This is a genomic window from Stenotrophomonas sp. 112478_Sma, assembly GCF_056479905.1.
In genome coordinates, this window is record NZ_CM151072.1 from 1,633,972 (window position 1) to 1,646,678 (window position 12,707).

The window sequence follows — 12,707 nt, forward strand, 5'->3', positions numbered from 1 at the left end:
CACAGCGTTCGGGAGATGGCTTGAATGTTCCACGAGCCTCCCCCACATCCCATTCATCCACCGGCCGAGCGGCCGGACTGACATCCACACAGCATTTCTCAGGAGTCTCCCCCATGGGCAAGATCATTGGTATCGACCTCGGCACCACCAACTCGTGCGTGGCGATCATGGACGGCGGCAAGGCCCGCGTCATCGAGAATTCGGAAGGCGATCGCACCACCCCGTCGATCGTCGCCTACACCAAGGACGGCGAAGTCCTGGTCGGTGCCTCGGCCAAGCGCCAGGCGGTGACCAACCCGAAGAACACCTTCTACGCGGTGAAGCGCCTGATCGGCCGCAAGTTCACCGACGCCGAGGTGCAGAAGGACATCGCCCACGTCCCGTACAGCATCCTCGCCCATGACAATGGTGATGCGTGGGTGGCCACCAGCGATGCCAAGAAGATGGCGCCGCAGGAAATCTCGGCCAAGGTACTGGAGAAGATGAAGAAGACCGCCGAGGACTTCCTCGGTGAGAAGGTCACCGAAGCGGTCATCACCGTGCCGGCCTACTTCAACGACAGCCAGCGCCAGGCCACCAAGGATGCTGGCCGCATCGCGGGCCTGGACGTCAAGCGCATCATCAACGAGCCGACCGCGGCCGCGCTGGCCTATGGCCTGGACAAGGGCGACAACAAGGATCGCAAGATCGTTGTGTACGACCTGGGCGGCGGTACCTTCGACGTCTCGGTGATCGAGATCGCCAACGTCGACGGCGAGAAGCAGTTCGAAGTGCTGGCCACCAACGGCGACACCTTCCTGGGCGGCGAAGACTTCGACAACCGCGTCATCGAGTACCTGGTGGAAGAGTTCAACAAGGACCAGGGCATCGACCTGCGCAAGGATCCGCTGGCTCTGCAGCGCCTGAAGGACGCTGCCGAGCGTGCCAAGATCGAGCTGTCCAGCGCCCAGCAGACCGAAGTGAACCTGCCGTACGTCACCGCTGACGCGTCGGGTCCGAAGCACCTGAACATCAAGCTGACCCGCGCCAAGCTGGAAGCGCTGGTGGAAGACCTGATCAAGAAGTCGATCGAGCCGTGCCGCGTCGCCCTGAACGATGCCGGCCTGCGTTCGAGCGACATCAGCGAAGTGATCCTGGTCGGCGGCCAGACCCGCATGCCGAAGGTGCAGCAGGCGGTGACCGAGTTCTTCGGCAAGGAGCCGCGCAAGGACGTCAACCCGGACGAAGCCGTGGCACTGGGTGCGGCGATCCAGGGTGGCGTGCTGGGCGGCGACGTCAAGGACGTGCTGCTGCTGGACGTGACCCCGCTGTCGCTGGGCATCGAAACCATGGGCGGCGTGTTCACCAAGATCATCGAGAAGAACACCACCATCCCGACCAAGGCCTCGCAGGTGTTCTCCACCGCCGAGGACAACCAGTCGGCCGTGACCGTGCACGTGCTGCAGGGTGAGCGCGAACAGGCCCGCTTCAACAAGTCGCTGGCCAAGTTCGACCTGTCCGGCATCGAGCCGGCGCCGCGTGGCCTGCCGCAGGTGGAAGTGTCCTTCGACATCGACGCCAACGGCATCCTGCATGTGTCGGCCAAGGACAAGAAGACCAACAAGGAACAGAAGGTCGAGATCAAGGCCGGCTCGGGCCTGTCCGAGGAAGAGATCGCCCGCATGGTCGCCGACGCGGAAGCCAACCGCGAAGAAGACAAGAAGTTCCAGGAACTGGTGCAGGCCCGCAACCAGGCCGATGCCCTGATCCACGGCACCCGCAGCGCCATCACCGAGCACGGCAGCAAGGTCGGCGGCGATGTCATCGGCAAGGTGGAAGCGGCTCTGGCCGATCTTGAAACCGCGATGAAGGGCGACGACAAGGCACAGATCGAAGCCAAGTCGAAGGTGCTGGAGGAAGCCGGCCAGTCGCTGTTCGCCGCAGCGTCGGCAGAGCAGGGCGGTGCCCCGGGCGCCGATGCCGGCAATGCGGGCAAGGGCAACGACGACGTGGTGGACGCCGAGTTCACCGAAGTCAAGGACGACAAGAAGTCCTGATCCGGACCGACGCGGGACGCTGCCTGGCAGCGTCCCGTTGTCGCATCAGGGTCCTGACCGCCTCCGGCGCGTCGGGGCGCCCGACGCAAGAGCGGACCTGGTTCCGCTCTTCCGCTTTGACGAATCCCGACATTCCGGAAGCCGATTCACGATATGAGCAAGCGCGATTACTACGAAGTGCTGGGCGTGGCCCGCACCGCCAACGAAGAAGAGCTGAAGAAGGCTTACCGCCGCTGCGCGATGAAGTTCCATCCGGACCGAAATCCGGGTGATGCGGCCGCCGAAGCCTCCTTCAAGGAGTGCAAGGAAGCCTACGAGGTGCTGTCCGACGGCAACAAGCGCCGGATGTATGACAGCCACGGTCATGCCGCGTTCGAGCACGGCATGGGCGGGGGCGGTCCGGGTGGTCCGGACATGAACGATATCTTCGGCGACATCTTCGGCAACATCTTCGGTGGTGCCGGCGGCGGTCCGCGCCAGGCACGCCGCGGTGCCGACATCGGTTACGTGATGGAGCTGGACCTGGAAGAAGCGGTGCGTGGCGTCGAGCGCCGCATCGAGATCCCGACCCTGGCCGAATGCGGCGATTGCGATGGCAGCGGCTCGGAAGACGGCAAGGTGGAGACCTGCAACGTCTGCCACGGCCGCGGCCAGGTGCGCATCCAGCGCGGCATCTTCGCCATGCAGCAGGCCTGCCACAACTGCGGCGGCCGCGGCCAGATCATTGCCAAGCCCTGCAAGACCTGCCACGGCAATGGCCGTGTCGAGGAAGACAAGGTGCTGTCGGTGAAGGTGCCGGCGGGCGTCGACACCGGCGATCGCATCCGCCTGGCTGGCGAGGGCGAAGCGGGGCCGGCCGGCACGCCGCCGGGCGACCTGTACGTGGAAGTGCGCGTGCGCGAGCACCCCATCTTCCAGCGCGATGGCGACGATCTGCATTGTGAAGTGCCGATCCGCATCTCGCAGGCGGCGCTCGGCGATACCGTGCGCGTGGCGACGCTGGGTGGCGAAGCGGAGATCCGCATTCCGGCAGAGACCCAGACCGGCAAACTGTTCCGCCTGCGCGGCAAGGGCGTGCGTTCGGTGCGCAGCCGCAGCGAGGGCGATCTGTATTGCCGCGTGGTGGTCGAGACGCCGGTCAACCTGACCAACGACCAGCGCAGGCTGCTGGAGCAGTTCGAGGCCACCTTCGTCGGTGAGGAAGCGCGCAAGCACTCGCCGAAGTCCGCCACCTTCATGGACGGCGTGAAGGGCTTCTGGGACCGGATGACGTCCTGAATTTTCAACGCAAGCGTTGAACGGTAGCGCCGGGCCATGCCCGGCGTTGTCGTGTATGGGAATGCATTGCGCGCCGCCGGGCATCGGTCCGTGACCTTATGAATCCGGTAGCGCCGGGCCATGCCCGGCGTTTCTGTGCATAGGGTCAGCGGAAGAACGCCGCCGGGGTCTGCCCCAGCTGGCGCTTGAACATGCTGGTGAACGCGCTGGGGCTGTCGTAGCCCATCGCCAGTGCGACATCGATGACCTTCTCGCCGGTCGCCAGCCGTTCCATTGCCGCCAGCAGCCGCGCCTGCTGCCGCCACTGGCCGAAGGTCATGCCCAGTTCGTTGGCGAAGTGGCGCTGGATGGTTTTCACATCCACTTCCAGTGACTGCGCCCAGTCCTGCAGCGTCGCATCGTCGCCGGGATGCTTCTGCAGGTGCTGGCAGATCCGCTGCAGGCGCGGATCGGTAGGCGCGGGCAGGTGCAGCGGCAATACGTCCATGCGATGCAGCTCGTCCAGCAGAAGGCGCACCACGCGGCCATCGCGGCTGTCTTCGATGTGCTCGCCCTTGATCAGGGTGGCTGCCTGCAGCAGTTCGCGCAGCAGCGGTGCCACCTGTACCGCGAACGGTTCGGCCGGCAGTTGCGGGGCGAATGACGGGTCGATGTACAGGCTGCGCATGTGCACGGCGGCAATGCAGTCCACCGCATGCACCATGCCGGCCGGCATCCAGATCGCACGGGTGGAGGGCACGACCCAGCGACCGACTTCCGAGCGCACCACCATCAGCCCGGAGATGGCATAGACCAGCTGGTGGCGCTGGTGCTTGTGGCCTGCGATATGGGTGCCGGCCGGGTACTGGGTAACCCGGTAGGTGACCGGGCGATGCAGCGGCACATCGCGCCACGGCGCAGCCGGATCGACGTCACCGCCAATGTCCTTTTTGCGATAGGCCATGACCCGAACGCGGCAGAAGGGAGGGGAAGGCAACCGTAGCATGCGGAACCGCCCTCAAATCTGACTGCGTCCATGTCGACTCTGGCTTCCCCTGCAACGACCTCCCGCCCGGTGGCGCCCGGCGTACTGGCCGCCATCTCCACCTCGCATGTCGTCAACGACATGATGCAGTCGTTGATCCTGGCGATCTATCCAGTCATCAAGGGCGGCTTCAATCTCAGCTTCACCCAGATCGGACTGATCACGCTGACCTACCAGCTCACCGCGTCGATCTTCCAACCGCTGGTGGGGATGCAGACCGACCGCCATCCAGCGCCGTACTCGTTGCCGATCGGCATGGCCTCGACGCTGTGCGGGATGCTGCTGCTCGGCTTCGCGCCGAACTATGCGATGGTCCTGATGGCCGCCGCGCTGGTCGGCATCGGATCGGCGATCTTCCACCCGGAAGCGTCGCGCATCGCACGGCTGGCGTCCGGCGGGCGCCATGGCTTCGCACAGTCGGTGTTCCAGGTCGGCGGCAACTTCGGTACCGCGCTGGGGCCGCTGATTGCCGCCGCCGTGATCGTGCCGTACGGCCAGCATGCGGCCTCATGGTTTGCCGGTGCTGCGCTGGTCGGCATCGCCCTGCTGACCTATGTGAGCCGCTGGTATGCGCTGCACCTGGGCGCACCCCGCCCGGCCGGCGTGGCGGCGGTGGCGTCGCGGCATCCTCCGCGCACCGTGGCCAAGGTGCTGGCGATCCTGCTGGTGCTGATCTTCAGCAAGTACTTCTACATGGCCAGCATCGGCAGCTACTTCACCTTCTACCTGATCCACCATTTCGGCATTCCGGTGGCGCAGGCGCAGCTGCACCTGTTCGCGTTCCTGGTGGCTTCGGCGGCGGGTGGCTTCCTGGGCGGTCCCCTGGGCGATCGCATCGGCCGCAAGCCGATCATCTGGACCTCGATCCTGGGTGTGGCGCCGTTCGCACTGGCGTTGCCGCATGCGGATCTGCTGTGGACCACGGTGCTGGCGGTGCTGATCGGTTTCGTGTTGTCGTCTGCCTTCTCTGCCATCGTGGTCTATGCGCAGGAGATGATGCCGCACCGGATCGGCATGGTGTCGGGCCTGTTCTTCGGTTTTGCGTTCGGCATGGGCGGCCTGGGCGCGGCGGTGCTGGGCCTGCTGGCGGACAGGACCAGCATCGAATACGTCTATCACCTGACGGCGTTCCTGCCGCTGCTCGGCATCGTGGCGGCATGGCTGCCGCCGTCGCGGCCTGCTGCTCACTGAGGGAGGGTGGGTTTGCAGGGCTTGCAGCCCTGCACCTGCAGAGGCAACGGCAACAACCGAAGCGCGCTATCCGTGGATTGGCGGGGTGGGTCCGGTTGGCGGGGGACGCTGCAAGTACGTCCATGTAAGCTCGGTCGCCGCATCCATGCGGCTCACGCCCCCGCAACCGGACCCACCCCGCCTTCGGTGGTTTTCCGCGATCTGTCGGAACAGCACTCTGCTCTGGTAGGTGTCGACCTTGGTCGACACGGTAGATCCACGCCATGCGTGGATGAATTCATTCGATATCTGACAGATGTGTCGACCAAGGTCGACACCTACCAACAGCCGCGTGAACCTGTCGAAGGTGGGGCGGTGTGGGTGGTCAGGACCGTTGGCGCCATGGATGGCGCCATCGAGCCCCCATGGATGGGTTTACGGCGTGTCCTGACCACCCACACCGCCCCGCCACCCCACGGAATGCCGCTTTGGCTTCGGCCGTTGCCGTTGCATTGAGCAGGTGCAGGGCTGCAAGCCCTGCCGAAAACCCCCTTGGGCGTAGAATGCGGATATGAGCGAATCCCTTGATACCCATCTGGTCCACGGTCGCCGCCAGCGGCCGGATGGGCCGTCGCCGGTCGATGTCATTTCGGTCCAGTCGCAGCTTGTCTACGGCCATGCCGGCAACAGTGCCGCCATGCCGCCGATGCGCGCGCTCGGTGTGCGCGTGGCCGACATCCCGACCACGCTGCTGAGCAACGCGCCGTTCTACGAGACCACCCGCGGCCGCGTACTGCCCAGTGACTGGTTCGCCGATCTGCTGCTGGGCACCCACGAGCGTGGCTTGCCGCAGCGGGCCAGGATGCTGGTCTCCGGCTACTTCGGCAGCACCGCCAATGGTGCGGCGTTCGCCGACTGGCTCGATCAGGTCCTGCCCGCGTGCCCGCAGCTGCGCTACTGCCTGGATCCGGTGATCGGCGATACCCATACCGGCCCCTATGTGGAGCCGGGTCTGGAGGCGATCTTCGCCGAACGACTGCTGCCGCATGCGTGGCTGGTCACCCCGAATGCATTCGAGCTGGCCCGTCTGACCGGCATGCCGGCACTGGCCGAGGCCGACGCCATCGCCGCCGCGCGTACGCTGCTGGCGCGTGGTCCGCACTGGGTGATCGCGCACAGCGTGGGTGGCACGCCGGGCGAGCTGGTGACGCTGGCGGTGGGACGCGACGAGACCTGGCGCTGGACCTCGCCGCTGCTGCCGGTGGACGTGGCGGGGACCGGCGACGTACTGATGTCGCTGGTGGTGTCGTTCCTGCTGCGGGGAGAGTCGATGCAGCAGGCGATCTCGCGTGCCATCGCGGGTACCCATGCCGCCCTGGAGGCCACGCTGGCCAATGGTTTCGAGGAGTTCGACGTGATTGCCGCGGCGCCCGCCGCACTGGCCGAAGGCACGCGCTTCCGCGCTGAACGCGTGGCATGACGGCAGTGCAGCACTTTGCGCCGCGCACGATCGGCATCGTCGGCAGTGCCGGCGCCTACGGGCGCTGGCTGGGCCGCTTCTTCGAGCAGCAGATGCGACTGCAGGTGATCGGCCACGATCCGGCCGATGCTGCTTCGCATACACCGGAGCAGTTGCTGGCCGAGGCCGATGTACTGGTGTTCTCCGCACCGATCCGGCATACGCCGGAACTGATCGCCGAATACGTGCGCCGCTCGGCGGGTCGTGAACGCGGGCGCCTGTGGCTCGATGTCACCTCGGTCAAGGACGCGCCGGTACAGGCGATGCTTGACTCACAGGCCGAAGTGGTCGGCCTGCACCCGATGACCGCGCCGCCGAAGGCCCCCACGTTGAAGGGCAGGGTGATGGTGGTCTGCGAAGCGCGACTGCAGCACTGTCGGCCCTGGCTGGATGCGCTGTGCGTGGCGCTGCAGGCCGAGTGCGTGCGCGCCACGCCACAGCACCATGACCAGATGATGGCGCTGGTGCAGGCGATGGTGCATGCCACGCATCTGGCCCAGGCCGGCGTGCTGCGGGAATATCAGCCGCAACTGGGGACACTGGAAGCGATGCTTCCCTATCGCTCGGCGTCGTTCGAACTGGATACCGCGATCATCTCGCGCATCCTCTCGCTGAATCCGGCGATCTATGAGGACATCCAGTTCGGCAATCCGCATGTCGCGCCGATGCTGGAACGCCTGGTCGGCCAGCTGCGCATGCTGCAGGCCCAGGTGGACCAAGGCGACGACATGGCGCGCGGTGCGTTCCGCGAGCAGATGCTGGCGGCGAACCAGGCCGCCTTCGGCGCGCCTGCACTGGCCTCGGGAAACTATACCTTCGAGCGGGTGGGCTACCTGCTGGCCGATCTGACCGAGCGCAACGCCGTGTCGGTCCACCTGCCGGAAGATCGCCCGGGCTCACTGCGTGAACTGCTGAACATCTTCGAGCAGCACGGCATCAGCCTGGCTTCCATCCATTCCTCGCGCACGCCGGGCGGGGAAGTGCATTTCCGCATCGGCTTCGTCGCCGGCAGTGATCCACGTGCCCTGGCCGACGCAGCGGCCGCCGTGGATGCCAGCGGAATCGGACGGGTACTGGCGTAGTGCATTCATCCACAGGGGATGTGGATGAATTCTGCGCAAACATGTGGATAACACTGCTCATCCCTTGCCAGCACAAGCTGTCAAGATCTGTGGCGAAAAACTGACCAGGGTGCTGCCGGTGGGGCCGGGCTACGCCCGGCGGCCCTGCGATGACCCAGGCGACGCTAGATGGTCAGCCGCAGTTCGCCGCCGCTGGTGCTGAACTCGCGGCCATTGCGCACCAGATGACGCCCGTCGTCGAGCTCGTAGCGCGGGGTGGCTTCGGAATGATGTCCGCTGCCATTGGCCTCGGGCTTGAACTCGATGATGATATGGCTCTCGCCATTGCTGTCGACTGCGGGAAACTGACGGAACGACATCGTCCACCTCCTTCAGCGGATGCTGCTTCTGCGCGGCCAGCTTGGCGCCAGAGGTGTTAGCCGACCGTCATCAATCGATGAACTGCAGCCGCGCCAGCTCCGCGTACAGACCCCCTTCAGCCAGCAACTGTGCGTGCGTGCCTTCGGCGACGATGCGCCCCTGGTCCATGACCACGATGCGGTCTGCCTTGAGCACGGTTGCCAGACGGTGTGCGATGACCAGCGTGGTGCGGCCCGCCATCAGGCGCTCCAGCGCCTGCTGCACACCGTACTCGCTCTGCGCGTCGAGCGCGCTGGTGGCTTCGTCCAGCAGCAGGATCGGCGCATCCTTCAGCAGCGCGCGGGCGATCGCCACGCGCTGCTGCTGCCCGCCGGACAGGCGCGCGCCGCGCTCGCCCAGCTCACTGTCATAGCCCTGCGGCAACGCACGCAGGAAGCCATCGGCCTCAGCGGCACGAGCCGCTTCCTCGACTTCGGCATCGCTGGCCTGCAGGCGGCCGTAGCGGATGTTGTCGCGGGCGCTGGCGGCGAACAGCGTCGGTTGCTGCGGCACCAGGGCCAGCTGGGCGCGCAGGTCGGCGGGATCGACCTCGCGCACATCGATGCCGTCCACGCAGATGCGGCCGTTGGCCGGGTCATGGAAGCGCAGCAGCATCGACAGCACCGTGCTCTTGCCGGCACCCGAGGGACCGACCAGGGCCACGGTCTCGCCGGGGCGCACATGCAGGCTGAAGTGGTCGAGCGCGGCCTGGTCCGGTCGCTGCGGGTAGTGGAACACCACGTCATCGAACTGGATCTCGCCTTGCAGCGGCTGCGGCAGCGCGCGTGGATGCGCGGGCGCGCGGATCTCGACATCCTCCTGCAGCAGTTCGCCGATCCGGCCCATGCCGCCGGCAGCGCGCTGGAGCTCGTTCCAGACTTCGGCCAGAGCGCCCACCGAGCCACCGCCGATCAGCGCATACAGCACAAACTGGCCCAGGGTGCCGGCACTGAGGCGGCCCTCGATGACATCGTGGGCGCCCAGCCACAGCACGCCGACAATGGCACCGAAGATCAGCAGGATAGCACTGGCGGTGACCAGCGACTGTGCGCCGATGCGCCGGCGTGCGGCACGGATCGCATCGCCCAGCGCCAGGTCGAAGCGGCCGCGCTCGTAAGGCTCGCGCGCATGTGCCTGCACCGTGCGGACGGCACCGAGGGTCTCGCTGGCCAGGCTGTTGGCGTCGGCGATGCGGTCCTGGCTGCTGCGCGCGACGGTGCGCAGCTTGCGTGCGCCGATGATGATGGGCAGCACCGCCAGCGGGATGCCGAGCAGCGACCACGCCGCCAGGCGCGGACTGGTCACGAACAGCATGGCCAGGCTGCCGACCACCGTCACGCTGCTGCGCAATGCGACTGACATGGTCGAGCCCACCACGCTGCGCAGCAGCTCGCTGTCGGCGGTCAGGCGCGAGACCAGTTCGCCGCTGCGGCTGCGGTCATGGAAACCGGCACCCAACTGGATCAGGTGCCCGTACAGACGGCTGCGCAGGTCGGCAACTACCTTCTCGCCGAGCAGCGACACGAAGTAGAAGCGTGCGGAGGTGGCGATCGCCAGCACTACCGCCACCAGCATCAGCAGGGCAAACGCCCGGTTGATCTGGCCGCCGCTGCTGAAGCCGTGGTCGATCATCTGCTTGACGGCCGGAGGCAGGCTGAGGGTGGCGGCCGAGGAGACGGCCAGCGCCAGCAGCCACGCGGCGAACAGGCCACTGTGCCGGCGCACGAACGGCCACAGCGTTCGCAGGCTGCCGAGGCGGCGCAATGGCGGGGTCGCGGCGGCCGCGTCGTCCTTGTCAGTCATCCTGGTCGTCATCTCGGATACGGATACGGTCACGGGTGGCGTCTCGCAGGCGGATTTTCAATGCGTCGGCCTGGTCGGCGGGTAATTCGATCCGCAGGCGCACGCCTTCAGCGTCGAACTGTTCATCCTGCTTCTCGGCGGAGAATGCGGGCAGGGCCGCATGCAGGGTACCCAGGTCCTCGAAGCCGGCCAGCAGCTGCAGCCGTGCCATCGCCACCAGCGGCAGCCGCGGTGCCGTGCGCAGACACTCGGCGGCGGTACCGCCGTAGGCGCGGACCAGACCGCCGGCGCCGAGCTTGATACCCCCGTACCAGCGGATCACCACCACCATGACCCGGTCGAAGCCCTGGCCATCGATGGCGGCCAGGATCGGCCGGCCGGCAGTTCCCGCCGGCTCGCCATCATCGCTGGAACGATACTCCTGTCCATGCCGGTAGGCCCAGCAGTTGTGCGTGGCGTCGGCCACCATCACCCGCTGCAGGAACGACATCGCCGCCGCCGCGCCATCGATGGGCGCGGCATGGGCGATGAAGCGGCTGTGCTTGACTTCCAGCGTGTGGCTGACGGGCTGGGCGAGGGTATCGGGCATTCCCTTCATTCTACGGGGTTGCCGCCCCCATGCTTCAGTCGTCCAGCAGAGGACGCAGGTCGCGTGGCAGCCGCGACTCCGGATACTGCTGCACGTAGCGCTCGAGGCTGGCACGGGCGATGTCGCGCTGGCCTTCGTCGCGACGTTCGCGGATCTTCTGCAGCCACTGCCGGCGGGGCAGCTGGGCGTCGGCGGCCACTTCGGCCTGCACGGCCGTAGCGCTGAGCGCGGCATCGCTGCCGCGACGCATCACGCCCGGTGCGCTGCGGAGCGGTACGGCCCGCTTGAGCGTCGTGGTGTCACCGCGCTGTCCCGCGCTGGCCGGGGCGGCCTCCATCGCGCCGGACAGGGGGACAACGGCGTCGCGCGCTTCCAGCGACGGCGGCGCAGGCGCCGCAGCGGGCAGCGGTGCCGAATAGGCCACAGCGGCCGGAGGTTCCGCAGCCGGCGGCGGAGCTGCGGTGTCGGCGGCGGCGCGCTCGGTGGCCTGAGCCGCCGCCTTCGCTCGTGCCGCCACCGTCGGTGCCGGTGTTTGCGGTGCAGAGGATCGGGCCGGCGCGGCGGGCCTGGGTGCCGCGACCGGCGCCGGTGGTGCCGGCGGCGCACTTGCGATGGCCGGCTCGGCAGGGGAAGGCCGGGTGGGGTCCTCGGCAGGCTGCGCGGCCACTTCGGCAGCGACCTCGCCGGCGACGCGCGGCGCAGTGATCTGTGCATCGTGCGCCGGGACCGCGGGCGGTTCCGGGCGCAGCTGCCAGGCGATGCCGATGGCGAATACCATCGATGCAGCAACGCCGAACACCGCAGGCCAGTGCCGGCGCGGCCGCCGTGCACGCACGCTGCCCGCGTCGGCCGCGTCGGCCGCGTCGGCCGGTGGCGCCTGCACCGCCGCACGGGCGGCCGCCAGGATCGTGGCATCCAGCGCCGCCGGAGGCGCCTGTTCGACACGACGGCCGAGCAGGCGCGCCAGCTCGCGCTCTTCAGGCGTCAGGGGTTCGTCTCGGTTCATGCGTTCAGTCCCGCACGCAGCTTGTCCATCGCATAGCGCAGCCGCGATTTCACGGTTTCCCGGCCTACGCCGGTGATCTGGCCGATCTCCTCCAGGCTCAGTTCCTGATCCAGCCGCAGCTGCAGCACTTCGCGCTGCTCCAGCGGCAGTTCTTCCATCGCGCGCTGGATGCGGCGACGTTGCTCGAATTCTGAAAGCTCTGCTTCCGGGGTCTGCCCGTCTTCCAGCGCGGCCAGACGCAGCTCGGCATCGGCCGGCGCCGCCGGGCGGTGGCGTGCGGCGCGCCAGTGATCGTTGAGCCGGTTGTGCGCGATGCGGAACAGCCAGGTGCTGAAGGCGGCATCCGGCTGCCAGCCGGACCGTGCGCTGATGACCCGTTGCCAGACGTCCTGGAAGATCTCCTCGGCCAGGGCGGTATCGCGCAGCTGGCGCAGCAGGAAGCCGAACAGGCGCTTGCGATGGCGCGCATACAGGCTCTCGAACGCGTGCAGGTCGCCGCCGGCCCAGGCGAGCATCAAGGCTTCATCGGTTGGCAGGGCGCTGGCTTCCACGCGGTACAGGTTAAGGCCTGCCGACGATGGCGCATAGCGGGGTGCGGGGGCGGACAGGGCGAGGTTCATGGCTCGGAACGGGGTGCGGACGCCAGGAATAACGAACGGGCGCACGATTCGGGGTTGCCGGGCTTCCATTGCCCCCCCGGTGGCGCGCTATGCTCGGCGGCTCAGGGGAGGCGACGCACAGACGGCGCCAAGAGATTGTCATTTGTCCACGCACGCTGAACCTGCGCAAACGCCATCACAC

General features: G+C 67.3%; 11 protein-coding genes. 5 read left to right on the forward strand and 6 right to left on the reverse strand.

From position 1 onward, the window contains the following. The first annotated feature begins 113 nt into the window (after positions 1–113). Complete coding sequence (dnaK, locus tag ACZK08_RS07770) at positions 114–2,036, forward strand: molecular chaperone DnaK (protein ID WP_053519712.1); 1,923 nt, start codon at positions 114–116, stop codon at positions 2,034–2,036. Positions 2,037–2,189: 153 nt separating this feature from the next. Beyond that, a complete protein-coding gene (gene dnaJ / locus ACZK08_RS07775; RefSeq protein WP_053519713.1) occupies positions 2,190–3,314 on the forward strand; it encodes a molecular chaperone DnaJ in 1,125 nt (374 codons plus the stop codon). 145 nt (positions 3,315–3,459) lie between these two features. On the opposite strand, the gene ACZK08_RS07780 is transcribed toward dnaJ, so the two are convergent. Further along, positions 3,460–4,257, reverse strand: a complete 798-nt coding sequence (locus tag ACZK08_RS07780) for an AraC family transcriptional regulator (RefSeq protein ID WP_065181304.1) — start codon at positions 4,255–4,257, stop codon at positions 3,460–3,462. 72 nt (positions 4,258–4,329) lie between these two features. On the opposite strand from ACZK08_RS07780, the gene ACZK08_RS07785 reads away from it, so the two are divergent. From ACZK08_RS07785 to ACZK08_RS07795, 3 genes are all read left to right on the forward strand, one after another. Next, positions 4,330–5,529, forward strand: a complete 1,200-nt coding sequence (locus tag ACZK08_RS07785) for an MFS transporter (RefSeq protein WP_065175027.1) — start codon at positions 4,330–4,332, stop codon at positions 5,527–5,529. A 550-nt stretch (positions 5,530–6,079) separates the two neighbouring features. Then, the gene (gene pdxY / locus ACZK08_RS07790) at positions 6,080–6,988 is read left to right on the forward strand and encodes a pyridoxal kinase (RefSeq protein ID WP_053519791.1); all 909 of its coding nucleotides are present in this window, start codon (positions 6,080–6,082) and stop codon (positions 6,986–6,988) included. Continuing rightward, positions 6,985–8,109 (forward strand): prephenate dehydrogenase, encoded by a 1,125-nt coding sequence (locus ACZK08_RS07795; protein WP_065181305.1) that lies wholly within the window; start codon positions 6,985–6,987, stop codon positions 8,107–8,109. The genes pdxY and ACZK08_RS07795 overlap by 4 nt, the downstream gene beginning before the upstream one ends. 164 nt (positions 8,110–8,273) lie before the next feature. On the opposite strand, the gene ACZK08_RS07800 is transcribed toward ACZK08_RS07795, so the two are convergent. The 5 genes from ACZK08_RS07800 to ACZK08_RS07820 all read right to left on the reverse strand — a co-directional run bounded on the left by ACZK08_RS07800 (position 8,274) and on the right by ACZK08_RS07820 (position 12,421). After that, positions 8,274–8,468 carry a hypothetical protein gene (locus ACZK08_RS07800; RefSeq protein ID WP_053519789.1) on the reverse strand — a complete coding sequence of 65 codons (195 nt, stop codon included), beginning with the start codon at positions 8,466–8,468 and terminating at the stop codon, positions 8,274–8,276. 70 nt (positions 8,469–8,538) lie between these two features. Next, positions 8,539–10,311: an ABC transporter transmembrane domain-containing protein gene (locus ACZK08_RS07805; RefSeq protein ID WP_065181307.1), complete on the reverse strand. Its 1,773-nt coding sequence runs from the start codon at positions 10,309–10,311 to the stop codon at positions 8,539–8,541. After that, on the reverse strand, positions 10,304–10,900 hold the full coding sequence (locus tag ACZK08_RS07810; protein WP_053519787.1) for an IMPACT family protein: 597 nt from the start codon (positions 10,898–10,900) through the stop codon (positions 10,304–10,306). The genes ACZK08_RS07805 and ACZK08_RS07810 overlap by 8 nt, the downstream gene beginning before the upstream one ends. 34 nt (positions 10,901–10,934) lie before the next feature. Beyond that, on the reverse strand, positions 10,935–11,906 hold the full coding sequence (locus ACZK08_RS07815) for a hypothetical protein (protein WP_065181309.1): 972 nt from the start codon (positions 11,904–11,906) through the stop codon (positions 10,935–10,937). Then, complete coding sequence (locus ACZK08_RS07820) at positions 11,903–12,421, reverse strand: RNA polymerase sigma factor (protein ID WP_229765872.1); 519 nt, start codon at positions 12,419–12,421, stop codon at positions 11,903–11,905. The genes ACZK08_RS07815 and ACZK08_RS07820 overlap by 4 nt, the downstream gene beginning before the upstream one ends. Positions 12,422–12,707 lie beyond the last annotated feature (286 nt).